The 16,177-nt window shown below is 62.3% G+C and carries 14 protein-coding genes; 8 read left to right on the forward strand and 6 right to left on the reverse strand.

What is annotated here, in order from left to right; translation table 11 throughout:
• Window positions 1-38: 38 nt before the first annotated feature.
• The 4 genes from RQP54_RS12425 to RQP54_RS12440 form a co-directional block, all read right to left on the reverse strand.
• Window positions 39-2,348, reverse strand: coding sequence for a dehydrogenase (locus tag RQP54_RS12425; protein ID WP_315678635.1), 2,310 nt, complete (start codon window positions 2,346-2,348; stop codon window positions 39-41).
• A gap of 84 nt (window positions 2,349-2,432) precedes the next feature.
• Window positions 2,433-3,620 carry an iron-containing alcohol dehydrogenase gene (locus tag RQP54_RS12430; RefSeq protein ID WP_315678636.1) on the reverse strand — a complete coding sequence of 396 codons (1,188 nt, stop codon included), beginning with the start codon at window positions 3,618-3,620 and terminating at the stop codon, window positions 2,433-2,435.
• A gap of 166 nt (window positions 3,621-3,786) precedes the next feature.
• Window positions 3,787-4,365, reverse strand: a complete 579-nt coding sequence (locus RQP54_RS12435) for an MOSC domain-containing protein (RefSeq protein ID WP_315678637.1) — start codon at window positions 4,363-4,365, stop codon at window positions 3,787-3,789.
• Window position 4,366: 1 nt separating this feature from the next.
• A complete protein-coding gene (locus tag RQP54_RS12440; protein WP_315678639.1) occupies window positions 4,367-5,470 on the reverse strand; it encodes a 3'-5' exonuclease in 1,104 nt (367 codons plus the stop codon).
• A gap of 122 nt (window positions 5,471-5,592) precedes the next feature.
• Between RQP54_RS12440 and RQP54_RS12445 the strand changes: the two genes are divergently transcribed.
• On the forward strand, window positions 5,593-6,507 hold the full coding sequence (locus RQP54_RS12445; RefSeq protein ID WP_315678640.1) for a CoA transferase: 915 nt from the start codon (window positions 5,593-5,595) through the stop codon (window positions 6,505-6,507).
• Between the two features lie 219 nt (window positions 6,508-6,726).
• Window positions 6,727-7,026 carry a hypothetical protein gene (locus tag RQP54_RS12450; protein WP_315678641.1) on the forward strand — a complete coding sequence of 100 codons (300 nt, stop codon included), beginning with the start codon at window positions 6,727-6,729 and terminating at the stop codon, window positions 7,024-7,026.
• A 19-nt stretch (window positions 7,027-7,045) separates the two neighbouring features.
• Here RQP54_RS12450 and RQP54_RS12455 read toward each other — a convergent pair whose 3' ends face one another.
• Window positions 7,046-9,421: a YgiQ family radical SAM protein gene (locus RQP54_RS12455; protein ID WP_315678642.1), complete on the reverse strand. Its 2,376-nt coding sequence runs from the start codon at window positions 9,419-9,421 to the stop codon at window positions 7,046-7,048.
• Window positions 9,422-9,549: 128 nt separating this feature from the next.
• Window positions 9,550-10,632 carry an oxidoreductase gene (locus RQP54_RS12460; protein ID WP_315678643.1) on the reverse strand — a complete coding sequence of 361 codons (1,083 nt, stop codon included), beginning with the start codon at window positions 10,630-10,632 and terminating at the stop codon, window positions 9,550-9,552.
• A gap of 251 nt (window positions 10,633-10,883) precedes the next feature.
• Here RQP54_RS12460 and RQP54_RS12465 point away from each other — a divergent pair, with 251 nt between their 5' ends.
• The 6 genes from RQP54_RS12465 (at window position 10,884) to RQP54_RS12490 (ending at window position 16,168) form a co-directional block, all read left to right on the forward strand.
• Window positions 10,884-11,651, forward strand: a complete 768-nt coding sequence (locus RQP54_RS12465; protein ID WP_315678644.1) for an ABC transporter substrate-binding protein — start codon at window positions 10,884-10,886, stop codon at window positions 11,649-11,651.
• Window positions 11,652-11,737: 86 nt separating this feature from the next.
• The gene (locus RQP54_RS12470) at window positions 11,738-12,424 is read left to right on the forward strand and encodes an ABC transporter permease (RefSeq protein ID WP_315678645.1); all 687 of its coding nucleotides are present in this window, start codon (window positions 11,738-11,740) and stop codon (window positions 12,422-12,424) included.
• Window positions 12,424-13,137, forward strand: a complete 714-nt coding sequence (locus tag RQP54_RS12475) for an ABC transporter permease subunit (protein WP_315678646.1) — start codon at window positions 12,424-12,426, stop codon at window positions 13,135-13,137. Before RQP54_RS12470 ends, RQP54_RS12475 begins: the two co-directional genes overlap by 1 nt.
• A gap of 33 nt (window positions 13,138-13,170) precedes the next feature.
• Entirely contained in the window at window positions 13,171-14,301 is a 1,131-nt protein-coding gene (locus RQP54_RS12480; RefSeq protein ID WP_315678647.1) for a M14 family metallopeptidase, read from the forward strand.
• Between the two features lie 33 nt (window positions 14,302-14,334).
• Entirely contained in the window at window positions 14,335-15,114 is a 780-nt protein-coding gene (locus tag RQP54_RS12485; RefSeq protein WP_315678648.1) for an ABC transporter ATP-binding protein, read from the forward strand.
• 148 nt (window positions 15,115-15,262) lie between these two features.
• Complete coding sequence (locus tag RQP54_RS12490) at window positions 15,263-16,168, forward strand: acyltransferase (protein WP_315678649.1); 906 nt, start codon at window positions 15,263-15,265, stop codon at window positions 16,166-16,168.
• The last annotated feature ends 9 nt before the right edge of the window (window positions 16,169-16,177 follow it).

Raw genomic sequence — 16,177 nt, forward strand, 5'->3', positions numbered from 1 at the left:
CAGGGGTTTGAGTGCCCCTGTTGCTTGGCTTGGCCGAATCAGGCCGTGGCAGCCTGTGCCGCGGCTTTCTTGGCGGCAGGCTTCTTCACTGCAACGGCCTTCTTGGCAGCAGCGGGCTTTTTCACGGCTGCAGCAGGTTTTACGGCGGCCGGCTTTTTGGCCGCGGGTGCCTTGGCTGCCGCGTTTGCAGGCGCAACTTTCGGCGCGGCGGCAGCCTTCTTGGGCGCGGCGGCAGCCTTCTTGGGTGCGGCGGCGGGTGCCCTGGCAGCCTTGGCGGCGGACTTGGCCTTGACGTCGCTCACTGCGCTGGAGCCACCGCCCCAGGTCTTGCGGGCCTTCTTGGCCAAGGCCACCACCTTGGCGATGTCTTCGTCGCTGAACACGCCGTTCACACCCGAAATGGCCGCCAGCTTCATGCCGTGCTTGAGGCCCAGGCGGTAGATTTCCTTGACCTTGGGCCATTCGGTGTCGCGACCGATCGTGAACACTTCAAAGCGGCCTTCCAGCGCCAGCACGATGGTTTCGGCCAGGCAGGCGTAGATCACGTTGGGCGGCAGGCCAATGCTCTTCATGCCCTTGACCTTGGTGGGCAGCTCGATTTCACCGGACTCGATGACCAGCACGTCGGGGCGCTTGGCCACTTCGCTCGGCGGCAGGTCCAGTGGACGAGCCACGTCGGTGATGACGCAGCCGGGTTTGACCTTGGTGATGTCGAGGATCTTCTTGCCGGCGCCGGACGTCGAGGTGACGATCATGTCCATCTCGCCGAGCAGGTCGTCGTAGGTGTTGGAGCAGGTGACCTTGGCGTCGGGGGTGTCGAGCAGTATGGAAGCCTTGAGTTCTTCGAGCTTGGCCAGGTCGCGGCCAGCCAGCACCACTTCATCGAACGCGAAAGCCAGCAGGCGGGCGCTCACGGAACCGATGGAACCGGTAGCACCGATCACCATGGTCTTGGCGGCGACCTTCTTGCTCTTGCTGTCGAGGTTGACCAGGCCCATGCGTCGCATGGCATCGGCCGCGGCCCACAGGGCGCCGGAAGCCGAGTAGCTGTTGCCGGTGGTGATCGGGATACTGGCGCGGCGAGCCACGGTCACACCGGCGTCTCCCACCACCTTGGTGAAGGCACCCAGACCCATGATCTGTGCACCCATCTTCTCGGCCATCTCGGCGGCCTGCAGCAGGCGACGGTAGGTGAACTCGGGGCTACGCGCGAGCATTTCCTTCGGCGTGCCACCGACGGAGATGAGCCAGCCCTCGGCTTCAGCGCCCGTGGGAGAAATGATGTTCTCCATCTTGCAATACACCATGGGCGGCATGTGCGCGGCCAGGGTCTCGACCTGGTCCATGATGAACTTGGGTGTGCCCTTGGGAATGGGGAAGCCCTTGCGGATGAATTCCTGGCTCAGCGGATGGATCACGAAGGCAAAGCGGCGGATATTGCGGAACTTGCCGGTGGGGTGCAGCAGGCGGGGCTTGAGGTCCAGTTCATTGAGGATTTCCTCGAAGTCGTCGTCCGAAACTTCTTCCGAGGGCTTTTCCAGGTGCGCCAGGATCATGGCCTCGATGGCGTTGATGCCGACCACCTTGTCGAAGATCTTGGGCGACACGTCGATGACGAGGTTGACCTTCTGGGCCTTGAAGAACTCCATGCGCTCTTCGGTCACGGCTGAGGTGATCAGGGTCTTGCCCTCCAGGCAACCGTTGGAGGCAATCGCCTTGTACTCGGCAAACGTGCCGACGATGACATGGCAGTCTGCAGCGACAGCCGCCACACGCTTCTGCTTGAGGCGGCTCAGCGAGGTCTCGAGCAACTGACCGCCCGCGCCACTGAGCATGAGCTTGCTGCCCTTGGCGAACAGCTCCAGTTGCTCGATGGACGTGAGCATCTTGGGGGAGCCGGCCTGGAAGGTGGCGTCCGCAAAGTAGAGGTTCTTGGTGTAGTCCGACAGGGCCACCGCCATGTCGTAGTTGCGCATGCCGTTGAGGAAAAGCACCAGGTTGTTGTTGAAGTAGTTGCCCAGTTCGTGCTGCACCTGGCGCACGGCGCGCACCTGCAGCAGGCGGCGCAAGGTGGCGCCGGTGGTGACCGGCACCCGCGTCACCACATTGAGCAGCCGCTTGGTTTCCTTGTTCTCGATGGTGCGCAGGCCCACCTGCAGGTGGTCGCTGATCTCGCCCAAGCCAATCGCATCGGCGCTGGCCTGCTGGCGGCGCATGAGTTCCCAGGCCTTGCCGGTATCCATGTCGGCACCAAGGCGCTTGATGTTGAACTTGTGGCCCAGGAAATCGATGGTGCGTTCGAAATCCTGCTTGGACGACCCCAGCGAAATGGTGACTACGTTCTTCATGGACAGACTCTCCTTATGCGTATTTCAGTGGTGGTGCGGGGGAAGTAACAGGCGCCGCCGTCGGCGGCGCCATTGGGGGTGATATCAGCCCTTTTTCTTTTTCGACGACACGGCGCCAGGCAACACCTTGCGGATCATGTCTTCACACTGCTCCTGCGTCATGTACCGTGGCACCGGATACCCGGTATGCGCTTCGTGGCAAGCGGCACGGGCGAGGTCAGGAATATCGGACTCCTGCAAGGCGTCGAGCACCTTGGGGATACCGAGGTCCGCATTGAGCTGGTCCACGGCATCGAGGAACTTCTGGGCCAGCACATCGCTGCTCTCGTCCTCGGTACCCACCTTGGCACGCACCGCCAGCTGGGCCAGCTTTTCGGTGATGGCTGGAGCCGAGTACTTGAGCACGTGGGGCAGCATGATGGCGTTGGCCAAGCCATGGGGCGTGTGGTACTTGCCGCCGAACTGGTGTGCAATGGCATGCACGTAGCCCACGTTGGCACGGGTGAAGGCAAAACCGGCGTAGGTGGAGGCCAGCGCCATCTTCTCGCGGGCGGCGAGGTTCTTGCCATCACTGTAGGCGGTGCGCAGGTTCTCGAAAATGAGCCCTACGGCGGACAGCGCCATGCCGTCGGAGTACGGCGTCTTCCAGTTGCCGATGAAGGCTTCCACCGCGTGGGTCAGTGCATCGATGCCGGTCGCTGCCGTGATGTGCGGGGGCAGCCCCGTCATGAGGGAGGGGTCCAACGCTGCCATCTTGGGCACCATGCGCGGATCGACGATGACGAGTTTGCGCTGGTTGGCGGGATCGGAGATCACGGCGGCCACCGTCACTTCGGAGCCGGTTCCTGCGGTGGTCGGCACGGCATAAATCTTGATAGGCGAACGCAGACCCTTGAGGTACCCGGCCAGCGAACGCAGCGACTTGCCCGGATTGGCCACCGCAACGGCAATGGCCTTGGAGGCATCCATGGACGATCCGCCGCCGAAGGCCACGATGGCGTCACAGCCATTGGACTGGAACACCTCGATACCCCGTTCGATCAGGGGAATCGGCGCATCGGGCGTGATCTCGTCGAACACCACAAACTGCGCTCCACCGGCCGTGAGGGCGTCGGTCAGCGGCGTCAGCAGACCGAGCTTGGAGATGATGCTGTCGGTAACGATCAGGATCTTGGAATGACCAAACCCCGCAACAGCCTGACCGAGACGGCCACTGGAGCCTGGGCCAACCAGCAGGGTGGGCTGCGGAATAGGGATGAAACGGGTAACCATTCCGACCCCGCGCATGACGGCACCGAGACCGGTGGCGCGAAGGCTGTCTTTTGTTGCGGCTGAAAGCACGAGAAACTCCTTGAGATAAACCGGCAAAGCAAGCGTCATCGTATTACTTTGCAATAGGGTTTGAAACCTAGAGCGACTCACGTTTTCCCTAGGGCGGTCAATCCCGCAGGTGCTTGCCCATCTTGGTGGCAAATCGCTGGGCAATGCTATAGGTTCTGGGTCCGGGTTCCAAGGTAAACGTTTCCCCCGCGCACAGGGCGCCACCCTGCTCCACGGCCAGATAGAAACCGCAATGGCCACTCTGTGCCATGCGCTTGGAAGCCTGGGAAAACCCCATGACCGCATTGAACTTGTAGCAGGGCTCGCGAGGCTGGGTCACCCGCAACACGCAACGCGGAAAGCGCAGAAGGTCCCCGACCCAGACCTCCGCTTCGTTCAATCCGGCAATGCTTAAATTCTCACCCACGCCCCCAAACCCCATCGGTGCGGCTGCGACGCCAGCCTGTTGGCGTTCGTGGTTCCAAAAGGCATAGTGCTCGGTCGGATACGCGTAAATGGCCTTCTCCAACCCACCATGTACGCTCAGGTCGACTTGTTCGTCACCGGCCAAACCCAGCGGCGCCACCATCACGTCACCCGCGAAGGGCTGCTTGCGGATGGCGGACTGGATGGATCGCCCCTGAATCAGCAAGGGCTGTGCCTTGCCCAGTTGCACGCTACGCAACACTCCTTGCATGTCAAACCTCCATCTCGCTGAGTCTGATCCAGCGCTCCGTCCCGGCGCGGTGCGAGTACTTCACCCGGGCGTCCAGTTCCTCCACCCGTACGCTGGCACTCCGGCTTCGGTACACCTCGTCGCGCAGCCAATGGCATTCCGTGACCAACGCATCCTTGCCGGTGAGTGTCGTACTCCACACCTTGTTCTCGGCATTCCAGCGGTAGGCACGCGCCTTGAGCAGGTCCTTGGCTTCAAAGGGGGCACCAACGGCCTGCACCCGATAGGCAGGCAGCTGTGCAGCCTGCGCCAACAGCGCCAAGCCATTACTGCCCTGCAGCTGCGCGCGCGGCTCCACCAGCACACGCAGCAAGGCATGGCAATCGGTTTCTGCGCGATGGGCGTCGTAGAACAAGCCCAAGGACAAAGCCAGACTCTCAAGCTTGGCTGAACTTTCCTCCAACGCTTTCCAGTCCAGGTCGGCAAAGGAGCATGCCCAGGGCAAGGACGCAAATACGGGTATGCGACGCTCAGCGAAGGGACGGTCAAAGCCCGCATTGTGGGCAATCACCAGATCAACGCCTGTCAGAAATGTGGTGATCGCCGCATCGTCCATGCGCTTGCCCTGTACTTCACCGTCCGTGATGCCGGTGATGCGTTGGGCATCGGCCGGGATCGGGAAGCCGGGATCTTCCAGTTGATCGAACACCTGTACCGGCCCCTCAGGCAGGGCCGTGGCTGGATTCCAGGTGAAACGCAGCATGGCCAGCTCGATGATGCGGTCGCGTCCATGGTCCAGACCGGTGGTTTCGGTATCCAGGAGCACAACCTGCAGCGTCTTTCCCTCGCTACGCACGGGCCAGTCCAGGCACGGCTGCAGGCGCCGCAGGACCCGGAAGTCGGGGTGCGCATCGAGTATGGATGCCAGTTGCTCAAAGTCGGTCGAAGTCGAAGGCGCAGGCAATGGCAAAGAGGGCGTGCTCGGCAGCGCCTTTCCCTGCGCAGGCACAACGGTAGTCTGGGGTTTGGGCGGTGCTGACTTGGACTTGCGGGCACGGGGTACCGCAGCAGATGCCGGTACACGCAGTTCGGGAAAAAGCTCGGAGCTGAAATGGTCCTGTTGCAATGGGGGCTCCATCTGGGGGGCATCTGACCCAAACGCACTGTCGCGTCGGTGGCAAGAGGCCCGATTATTGCCTTTATCATGGGCCCAACCACGCCACTTGCGCCCATACTTCCAAGAATTTCATGCCCGTTACGACCCAGCTCCCTCGCCAGCGCGCCCTCCGTGGGGTACGCATCGTCAGCCTGGCCTTGAACCTGCCCGGTCCTGCGGCGCTCATGCGCTGTCGCGCCATGGGGGCCACATGCGTCAAAGTCGAACCACCGCCCCCAGTCGGCTCCGTCCCAGGTACCACGGCTGACCCCATGGGCGTGTACAACCGCGCGGCCTACGACACCATGCACCAGGGAGTGCGCGTACTCACAGCCGATCTCAAGACCGAGGTTGGGCAGAAAGCACTGCACCGTGAACTGGCCAAAACCGACGTCCTGTTGACCTCGTTTCGACCGTCGGCCCTGGCCAAACTGGGTTTGCAGTGGAGCGCCTTGCGCAAACAGTACCCACAACTCTCTTTGGTTGAAATTGTTGGTGCACCCGGTGTACGCGCGGAAGAACCGGGACACGACCTGACTTACATGGCCGAGAGTGGGCTGGTTACCGGCACCGAACTACCACCGACCCTGTACGCCGACATGGGTGGCTCGCTCATGGCCAGTGAAGCCGTATTGCAGGCTCGCCTGCTGCAACTGAGCAAAGGCAAGGGAGTATGCCTGGAGATTGCCCTGTCCGAGGCAGCCAATTACCTCGCCCTGCCCCGTGCCTGGGGCCTGACCACCCGCGGAGCGGCGGTGGGAGGCGGCCACGCGGGCTACCGTGTGTTTCCCTGCAAGGATGGCCGCGTGGCCCTGGCGGCGCTGGAGCCCCATTTCGCCGCCGTGCTGGCCAAGGAAGTCGGCCTTCCAAAGAGCAACATCATGGCCATGTTCATGCCAGACAGCCATACCGCAGTCGCCCAATGGTGCGCACAACGCAGCTGCGCCGAACTCGAAGCCATTGGCACCGCCCGGGACATCCCACTCTACACCCTGCCTACGGCCTGAGCCATTTCCCGGGGGCGCGCCGGAGCCACTTTCTGTTGCTATCCTTTCAATAGCTAATTACGCAATATTTTTAAAGACTTGCGGCTCATTGCCTGCTTGAATCCGTAGAAACCCGCTCCCCTGTTCATGGGATTGCGGACCGGTAAAAACAGGTTCACAATGCATTTCCGAGACTTTGTGCAGGGATGTTTCCTGCATGCAGGTCAGGAGGATGGCAGTATGTTTGGCTGGTTCACAAAGAAGGCACCCCCGCCGGTACAGACGCGCAAGCCGCGCTCAGCGTCGCCGGTTGCGCGTACCCGCAGTGATCCTCTGCCGTGGGACGCACCCACCAGCCTGCCTGAGGTGGTCGAAGGCAATTCCGACGCCGACTGGTCGGCATGGCAGGACTCGGTGAATTTTCAGGAAAGCCGCCCGTTCGACAACAGCGATCTCAACACCGAGCCTGCACCGCTGTCGCACGGCCACCTCGAGGCACAAGCGGTATTCGAGAGCGAAGCCCGCCGCAAAAGCCGTTGACCCGGCCACACGCCGGCAGTCAGCGCGAAGAACGTGGTTTTCCCGATCGGGCACCGTTGGCGCGCGGCGGCAGGCCGGTGTGCTGCGTCAAGAGCGCGCCTTTCTTGGGTTGCCCGCCGCGATTGCCCACTGGCGCTGGTGTGCTGTTCTTGCGCCGTGCACTCTCGTAGCCCCCTTCGGTCATGGGCTGGAAGGTCGGAATCAGATGGTGCTTGCCATTACCTATCAGGTCGGCACGCCCCATCGCCTTGAGCGCTTCGCGCAACAGCGGCCAATTGTTGGGATCGTGGTAGCGCAGGAAGGCCTTGTGCAGGCGCCGGCGCTTCTCACCGCGCACGATATCCACCGACTCCTCGGCATCCTCCACCTGACGGTGGATTTTGCGTAGCGTGTTGCGGCCCGTGTGGTACATCGCCGTGGCCGTGGCCATTGGGCTGGGGTAGAAGGTCTGCACCTGGTCCGCGCGGAAGCCATTTTTCTTGAGCCACACGGCTAGGTTCATCATGTCTTCGTCGCTGGTGCCGGGGTGGGCGGCAATGAAGTAGGGAATGAGGAACTGCTTCTTGCCGGCCTCGGCGCTGAATTTTTCGAACAGGGTCTTGAATCGGTCGTAGGTACCGATCCCAGGTTTCATCATTTTCGACAGCGGCCCGTTTTCCGTGTGCTCGGGTGCGATCTTCAGGTAACCGCCCACGTGGTGCGTTACCAGCTCCTGGATGTATTCGGGGCTCTTTACCGCCAGGTCATAGCGCAGGCCCGAACCGATGAGTATCTTCTTGATGCCCTTGAGCGCGCGGGCCCTGCGGTACATGTGGATCAGCGGGCCATGGTCCGTGCCCAGGTTCTGGCAGATGCCAGGGTAGACACAGCTGGGCTTGCGACAGGCGGCTTCGATTTCCCGGCTCTTGCAGGCCAGGCGGTACATGTTGGCAGTCGGCCCGCCCAGGTCGGAAATGGTGCCGGTAAAGCCCTTGACCTTGTCGCGAATCTCCTCGATTTCCCTGATGACCGAATCTTCCGAACGGCTCTGGATGATGCGGCCTTCGTGCTCCGTGATGGAGCAGAAGGTGCAGCCGCCGAAGCAGCCGCGCATGATGTTCACGCTGAAGCGGATCATCTCCCAAGCCGGGATCTTGGTGGCGGCATCAAAGCTGCCGTTCTCGTCGGCGTAGCTCGGGTGCGGGCTGCGCGCATACGGCAGGTCGAATACGTAGTCCATTTCCGCAGTCGTCAGCGGAATGGGCGGTGGATTGACCCACACATCGCGCGCCGTGTGGCCCTCGCCATGGGCCTGCACCAGCGCACGGGCGTTGCCAGGGTTGGTTTCCAGGTGCAGCACACGGTTGGCATGGGCATAGAGCACCGGGTCGCTCTTGACCTGTTCGTAGCTGGGCAGACGGATGACGGTCTTTTCGCGCGGTGCCACCTTGACGCTGCCCTTGCCGTAGAGCGAGGGAACGAAAACAATGGGCTTGGCGCCCTCCTCCAGGTCTTTCTGACCTGCTGCCCGCGTCGAATCATCGTGGGCAGCTACGGAATTAGTAGCATTGCCATCTTCCTTGACGCAGCTTGCACCTCTCTGGGCAGCGACTTCGGCGGTAGTGGCGTAGGGATTGATATGGGCTTCCACACGCCCGGGCTCATCCACACTGCTGGAGTCGATCTCGTACCAGCCCTGGGCGGTGTCGTCGTCACTGCGGCGCACAAAGGCCGTGCCGCGCACGTCGGTGATGCGCTCCACCGGTTCACGTGCCGCCAGGCGGTGGGCCACCTCGACGATGGCGCGGTCGGCGTTGCCGTACAACAGCAGGTCGCACTTGGCGTCCACGACAATGCTGCGGCGCACCTTGTCACTCCAGTAGTCGTAGTGGGCGATGCGGCGCAGGCTGCCCTCGATGCCGCCCAGGATGATGGGCACGTCCTTGAAGGCTTCGCGGCAACGCTGGCTGTAGACGATGGCGGCGCGGTCGGGGCGCTTGCCACCCACGTCACCCGGGGTGTAGGCATCGTCACTGCGGATCTTGCGGTCGGCCGTGTAGCGATTGATCATCGAATCCATGTTGCCCGCCGTCACGGCCCAGAACAGGTTGGGCTTGCCCAGCACCTTGAAAGGCTCGGCGCTATTCCAATCAGGCTGCGCAATGATGCCGACCCGGAAACCCTGGGCCTCCAGCAAACGGCCAATGACCGACATGCCGAAGCTCGGATGGTCCACGTAAGCGTCACCCGTCACCAAGACGATGTCGCAGCTGTCCCAGCCCAGCTTGTCCATTTCGGCTCGGCTCATGGGCAGGAACGGTGCCACACCAAAGCGCGCCGCCCAGTACTTGCGGTAACTGGTGATCGGTTTGGCCTGGCGCGCCGAGGGCGGCAACACAGCGGAGCTGACGGACATGGATGGGTGCTTGGTTGGGAGGGCTCAGGCGCCACACGACGCAGAAATGCGCCGGCGGCACGGGCAGGTGCGCAGTGTAAGGGTTTGCACTAGGGATTACAGCCCATAGGGCTACTGGCGCAATGGACTCAGATGACGGGTAGCGGCGGGACCGGAACAAAGCGGCCACTGCGGGCACTTTCTCCACCCAAGGTCAACAGCTGCATCGCAGCCTGCACCTGGTCTGGGGACACCGGAACCTCGCCACCGCTACGCAGTGCCTGTGCCACCGCGGCGTAGAACTGGGGGTAATTGCCGTGTGGCAAGGCAATCTCCTGCGTTGCCAGCCCGTCTGCGGCGGCCGTTGTGATGCGCGCGGGGGTTGGATCCGCGCCCCACGCGGGATCGCCCCAGACCGGCCGCTCGCCGGACTTGAGCGTGTCTTCCTGGGTATCCAGGCCAAACTTCACCCAGCTCCCGTGGGTGCCATGCACCGCAAAGCGCGGCCCCAGGCCTGCCACCAAGGTACTGCCATGCAGCACCACGCGCAGGTCCTGCAGGTGCGGATAGCGCAGCACCGCGTGGAAATAGTCGTTCACCTCTGCCCCATCGCGTTGGGTTCCGAGGTCAAGCAAGATGTCTGCTGGCGCACCGAACAAGGTCAACGCCTGGTCAACCAGGTGCGAGCCGAGGTCAAACCACAAGCCCGATCCCGGCATGTCCTTTTCGCGCCAACGATCAGGCACGCTGGGGCGGTAGCGGTCGAAATGCGATTCGAAATGGGCAATGCGCCCCAGCGAGCCCTGGGCCAGTACCTGCTGCAAGCCAAGGAAGTCTGCATCCCAGCGCCGGTTCTGGAACACCGTGAGCAAAAGCCCTTTCGCGGAGGCGAGCTGCAGCAGTGTCTGGGTTTCCTGCAGCGTCACGGTGCAGGGTTTGTCCACCACGACATGCTTGCCCGCCGCAAGGGCGGCCTGCGCCACAGAGAAATGGCTATCGTTGCCCGTCGCCACCACCACCAGGTCCAGTGACGGATCGCTCAGGGCTTCCTGCAGCGTGGAGCAAACCCGCACTTCCGGCCAGTCCCCAAGCACCAGGGGCGCCTTGGAGGAAACGACGGTATGCAGGTGCAGCCCGGGTACGGCGCTGATCAGTGGCGCATGGAAGATGCGCCCGGCATTGCCATAGCCCACCAGGGCCACACGGATACGGGAAGATTCGAAGCGGTGCATGGGCGGGCTGCGACAAGAAATACAGCACTGTAGTACAGACCCTGTCCATGCTGTTACCACTGCGGTACAGCGGATGCGAGCGCCGGTCTGCGGGTACGGGCTTACCCCTATAGACCGGAAATTTTCCGTACAAACCCCTACTTTAGGGGCATCAACTCAGAGAAAAATGCGGCGTTCCAGCCCGTAGAATCGCCAATTCATATGTCAACCAGCCCTCCCATATCCGGGCGGGCACAACCGAGGAAACATCCATGAAGAAAGTCCTGCTCGCAGTCGCATTGGGCTCCATTTGCGCTCTGTCTTTTGCACAAGGCAAAGACCTGAAGGTCGCCATCGACCCCACCTACGAGCCTTTCACCTTCAAGACTGCGGACGGCAAGCCCACCGGCTTCGATGTGGACATCGCCAACGCCCTGTGCGAACAGATCAAGCGCAAGTGCGTGTTCGTGGAACAGGTGTGGGATTCCATGATCCCCGGCCTGCAAGCCAAGAAGTACGACGTGATCATCTCCTCGATGTCCATCACCGAAGACCGCCTCAAGGCCATCGACTTCACTGACAAGTACTACAACACCCCCAGCCGCGTGGTGGTCAAGAAGGGCGTGAACTACACAGGCCCCGCCTCCATCAAGGGCAAGAAGATCGGCGTGCTCAAGGGCTCTACCCAAGAGAAATACGCCATGGGTGAACTCAAGACCGTTGGCGTCGAAGTCATCCCCTACGAAGCCCAGGACCAGGTCTATCTGGACATCAAGGCTGGCCGTCTGGACGGTACCGTGGCTGACTTCGTGGAAGTGACCGGTGGTTTCCTGTCCAAGCCCGAAGGCAAGGACTACCAGCTGGTCGGCCCCGAGCTGTACATCGAGAAGTACTTCGGTATCGGCGCTGGCATCGGCCTGCGCAAGGGTGAAACGGCTCTGAAGACCGAACTGAACGGAGCCATCAAGGCGATCCGTGCCAACGGCGTCTACAAGAAGATCAACGACAAGTACTTCAAGTTCGACGTTTACGGCAAGTAATCACGGCTGAAGCTGTCTGAGTTGACGGCGCACATGCACCCCATGTGCGCCGTCGCTTTTTGTATTCGGTACTTTTTTCTCCCAGCATGAGTGACTACTACACCTCGATATTGCAAGGCTCGCTGCTCACGGTAGGTGTCTCCCTGAGTGCCTTGCTGGTTTCCATCGTGCTGGGGCTGCTGGGCGCTGCTGCCAAGCTCTCGGCCAATCGGGCGCTGGTGTCTGTGGCTGCAGCCTACACCACCGTCATCCGCGGCATCCCTGACCTGGTCCTCATGCTGCTGGTGTTCTACGGCGGCACCATCGGGGTCAACAACCTGCTCGAATGGTTGGGCTCCGAAGCCACACTGGACATCAACCCCTTCATGGCCGGGGTGCTGACCATCGGCTTCATCTACGGCGCCTACATGACCGAAACCTTCCGGGGCGCCATTCTCTCGATTCCCAAAGGGCAGACCGAAGCGGCCGTTGCCTTTGGCATGGGACCGGTGCAAGCGTTCATCCGCATCACCCTGCCGCAAATGGTGCGCTACGCCCTGCCCGGCTTCACCAACAACTGGCTGGTGCTGATCAAGTCCACGGCCCTGGTGAGCCTGATCGGTCTGAAGGAAATGACCTACCTGGCCAAGCAGGCCAGTGCTGCCACCCGCTCGCCGTTCGCATTCTTCCTGTTCACGGCCGCGCTGTTCCTGATATTCACCTCGGTGTCGCTGTTTGTACTGCGCAAGCTCAATGAACGCTACAGCCTCGGTACCAAGCGGGGGACCCTGTAATGAACTGGTCCGTCATTTTTGAAGCCAAGAGCCTTGCCATGTTTGGCGAAGGCATCCTGACCACCCTGGCCCTGCTGTTTTCCTCGCTGGCCGTGGGTGCTGTGCTGGCGCTGGTTTTTGCCTTGCTGTTGACTGGCCCCTGGCGCACCGCCCGCTGGTTGGTGGGCGCCTATACCTATGTCATTCGCGGCACGCCGCTGCTGATTCAGGTCTACCTGATCTACTACGGCCTGGGACAATTGGAGTGGATCCAGGCGCGCTGGGATTCGGTCTGGCCCTGGACCCATTTCAAGGACCCCTTCTTCTGTGCCTTGCTGGCCTTCAGCCTCAACACGGCGGGTTACACCGCCGAAATGCTGGCAGGCGCCATTCGCGAGACCCACGCCGGTGAGATTGAGGCCGCCCAGGCCTACGGCATGAGCCGCGTGCAGGTGATGTGGCGCGTGGTACTGCCCAGCGCCATGCGCCGCACCCTGCCGGCCTACAGCAATGAGGTGGTGATGATGCTGCAGAGCACCAGCCTGGCCAGCGCCGTCCCGAGCCTGATGGACGTCACCGGTGCGGCCAGCCGCATCTATTCCGACTACTACCTGCCCTTCGAAGCCTTCCTCACGGCGGCTGCCATCTACCTGGTGGCCACGTTCGCGCTGATCGGCTTCTTCAAGTTCGCAGAAGGCCGCCTGCTGGCCTACCTGGCGCCGCGCAAGCACTGATAGCGACGCGCCCTCGATTCCTGATCTCGCACTATGCAACGCCAAGACCATCCGCTGCTTTCTCCCAGTCTCGGGGTGCAGAAGACACTCAGCAGCTTCCATTTTGGAAAACCCGGCTCGGGCACCAAGGTCTACATCCAGGCCAGCCTGCATGCCGAGGAGTTGCCCGGCATGCTGGTCGCCCACCACCTGCGCCCCCTGCTGGAAGCGGCCGACGCCGCCGGGAAGGTGGTCGGAGAAGTCATTCTGGTGCCCATGGCCAACCCCATCGGGCTGGCACAGCGCGTGGACCACAAGCCCATGGGCCGATTCGAGCTTGACACTTCGGAAAACTTCAACCGGCATTACCCGGACCTGGCCAGCGCGGTGTTGCCCATGGTTCGCAATGCCCTGGGGGACGATGGCCGGGCCAACGTGGCGACGGTACGCACGGCCATGGGCCAGTACCTGCGCCAATGGACACCCAAGACCGAATTGGAAAGCTTGCGCCGCCAGCTGTTGCTGCTGTCCCACGACGCCGATGTGGTACTGGACCTGCACTGCGACTGCCAGGGTGTGATGCACTTCTACACCGAGGAGGCCTGCTGGCCGCAACTGGAGCCGGTGGCGCGTTTCATCGGCAGCCGCGCGACCCTGCTGGCCAAGAGCTCGGGCAATGCCCCGTTCGACGAATGCCTGTCCGGCGCCTGGTGGAAGCTGGCCGATGCCCTGCGTGCCGAGGGCAACCACGCTCCCCTGCCCCAGGGCTGCTGCAGCACCACCATCGAATTGCGTGGCGAGGCCGATGTGCACGACCGCTGGGCCCGTCCGGACGCGCAGGCCCTGTTCCACTACCTGCAGTACGCCGGGGTGGTGGCTTGTGAGCACCCGCCCGAGCTGCCCGCGGCGCTGTGCGACGCAACCCCCTTGGCCGGCTCGGAAACCCTCTACGCCCCCTGCCCCGGGGTCGTTGTGTTCGCCCATGAAGCGGGCGAGCGCGTCACCAAGGGTGACTTGATGGTCGAGATCGTCAACCCGATCGAACAGACCCGCACACCGATCCACGCCGGGGTGGACGGCGTGTTCTACGCCCATATCCGGGACCGCTATGTCACCACGGGTTGCGAGCTCGGCAAGATCGCGGGCAAGGTTCCCTTCCGCACCGGCGACCTGCTGGGTAACTGACATATTCCTTCTGACGCACTGAAGCACGTTTCCATGACCGCCAACACCACCCTCAAACTGCAGGTTGAAAACATCCACAAGCGCTTCGGCTCGAACGAGGTGCTCAAGGGCGTCTCGCTGACGGCCCACGCTGGCGATGTGATCAGCATCATCGGAAGCTCGGGCTCGGGCAAGAGTACCTTCCTGCGCTGCATCAACATGCTGGAAAAGCCGCACGAAGGTCGCATCATCGTCGCGGGTGAAGAGCTGCAACTGAAGCCTGGTGCCAATGGCGAACTGCAGGCGGTGGACCAGAAGCAGCTGCAGCGCATCCGTTGCGAGCTGGCCATGGTGTTCCAGCACTTCAACCTCTGGGCCCACATGACCGTGCTCCAAAACATCATCGAAGCGCCGGTGCATGTGCTGGGCAAGCCCAAGGACGAAGCCATTGCCACAGCCCGCAAGTACCTCGCCAAGGTCGGACTCGAAGGCAAGGAAGATGCCTACCCCGCGCACCTGAGCGGCGGGCAGCAGCAGCGCGTAGCCATTGCCCGTGCCCTGGCCATGGAGCCCGAAGTGATGCTGTTCGACGAGCCCACCAGCGCGCTCGACCCCGAGCTGGTGTCCGAAGTGCTCAAGGTCATGAAGACACTGGCCCAGGAAGGCCGCACCATGGTCGTGGTGACCCACGAGATGGGCTTTGCGCGTGAGGTCTCCAACCACCTGATCTTCCTGCACAAGGGCCGCATCGAGGAAGAAGGGGTACCGGCCCAGGTGCTGGCCAACCCCAAGAGTGAACGGCTGGCGCAGTTCCTCAGCGGCAGCCTCAAGTAAGGCGTGTGGGCTGGGGTACGGTCCCCGGCCCCCAGCGCAGCACATTAGAGGCAACAGTCTGAGGCCATGCGCAAACCCACTTCTTTGCCTAGAATTCGGCCCCAGCCCACCCGCAATGGGCGCAACCAGCTATAACTTTGGTAGCAACATGCTGAATTTCCTGCCAGCCTTCCTCATTGCCCCCATCGCCATTGCCCTGCTGCTGGTCAACATCCTGTTCTGGGTGCCGATCCTGCTGGTGTTCGCGTTCATCCGCCTGCTGTTGCCCTTCAAGGCCACGCGTCCGGTCATCGACCCCATCTGCGTCTTCATCGCCAACAGCTGGATCAGCGGCAACAGCGGCTGGATGCGCCTGACCCAGAAGCTCGATTGGGACGTGCAGGGCATTGCAGGCCTGGATCCCCGCAGCTGGTACCTGGTGAACAGCAACCACCAGTCCTGGGTCGACATCTTCGTGCTGCAGCACCTGCTCAACCGCAAGATCCCCCTGCTGAAGTTCTTCCTCAAGCAGGAACTCATCTGGGTTCCGTTCATGGGCCTGGCCTGGTGGGCACTGGACTTTCCCTTCATGCGCCGCCACAGCGAGGAATACCTGCGCAAACACCCGGAGATGCGCGCCAAGGACCAGGAAACCACCCGCAAGGCCTGCGAAAAGTTCGCGCTCATTCCCACCAGCGTGATGAACTTCCTGGAAGGCACACGCTTCACGCCCGCCAAGCACGCCAAGCAGCAGTCGCCCTACCAGTACCTGCTCAAGCCCAAGGCCGGGGGCATTGCGCTGGCACTGGACGCACTGGGCGCCAAGTTCGATTCCATCCTCGATGTGACCATCGTCTATCCGCAGGGCATCCCCACGTTCATGGACTTCATGGCCGGTCGCGTCGATCGCGTCATCGTGCGTGTGCGCAAGGTGCCGGTACCCGCCCACCTGCTAGGCGGCAACTACGCGGAGGACGCCGAGTTCCGCAAGGCCTTCGGCGACTGGGTGCAGCAGCTCTGGCGCGAAAAGGACGCGCAGATCGGCGAACTGCTGCAGCAGGCTCGCCGCGGCTGAATCCACCGC

The organism is Curvibacter sp. APW13 (assembly GCF_032337135.1).
Lineage (GTDB): Bacteria > Pseudomonadota > Gammaproteobacteria > Burkholderiales > Burkholderiaceae_C > Allorhodoferax.

What these genes read in the sequence shown, in the direction of transcription:
- RQP54_RS12480 (WP_315678647.1), top strand. Translation starts at nt 13,171, where the DNA reads ATGCAACGCCAAGACCATCCGCTGCTTTCTCCCAGTCTCGGGGTGCAG.
- RQP54_RS12430 (WP_315678636.1), bottom strand. Translation starts at nt 3,620, where the DNA reads ATGGTTACCCGTTTCATCCCTATTCCGCAGCCCACCCTGCTGGTTGGC.
- RQP54_RS12425 (WP_315678635.1), bottom strand. Translation starts at nt 2,348, where the DNA reads ATGAAGAACGTAGTCACCATTTCGCTGGGGTCGTCCAAGCAGGATTTC.
- RQP54_RS12475 (WP_315678646.1), top strand. Translation starts at nt 12,424, where the DNA reads ATGAACTGGTCCGTCATTTTTGAAGCCAAGAGCCTTGCCATGTTTGGC.
- RQP54_RS12450 (WP_315678641.1), top strand. Translation starts at nt 6,727, where the DNA reads ATGTTTGGCTGGTTCACAAAGAAGGCACCCCCGCCGGTACAGACGCGC.
- RQP54_RS12445 (WP_315678640.1), top strand. Translation starts at nt 5,593, where the DNA reads ATGCCCGTTACGACCCAGCTCCCTCGCCAGCGCGCCCTCCGTGGGGTA.
- RQP54_RS12470 (WP_315678645.1), top strand. Translation starts at nt 11,738, where the DNA reads ATGAGTGACTACTACACCTCGATATTGCAAGGCTCGCTGCTCACGGTA.
- RQP54_RS12485 (WP_315678648.1), top strand. Translation starts at nt 14,335, where the DNA reads ATGACCGCCAACACCACCCTCAAACTGCAGGTTGAAAACATCCACAAG.
- RQP54_RS12460 (WP_315678643.1), bottom strand. Translation starts at nt 10,632, where the DNA reads ATGCACCGCTTCGAATCTTCCCGTATCCGTGTGGCCCTGGTGGGCTAT.
- RQP54_RS12490 (WP_315678649.1), top strand. Translation starts at nt 15,263, where the DNA reads ATGCTGAATTTCCTGCCAGCCTTCCTCATTGCCCCCATCGCCATTGCC.
- RQP54_RS12455 (WP_315678642.1), bottom strand. Translation starts at nt 9,421, where the DNA reads ATGTCCGTCAGCTCCGCTGTGTTGCCGCCCTCGGCGCGCCAGGCCAAA.
- RQP54_RS12435 (WP_315678637.1), bottom strand. Translation starts at nt 4,365, where the DNA reads ATGCAAGGAGTGTTGCGTAGCGTGCAACTGGGCAAGGCACAGCCCTTG.
- RQP54_RS12465 (WP_315678644.1), top strand. Translation starts at nt 10,884, where the DNA reads ATGAAGAAAGTCCTGCTCGCAGTCGCATTGGGCTCCATTTGCGCTCTG.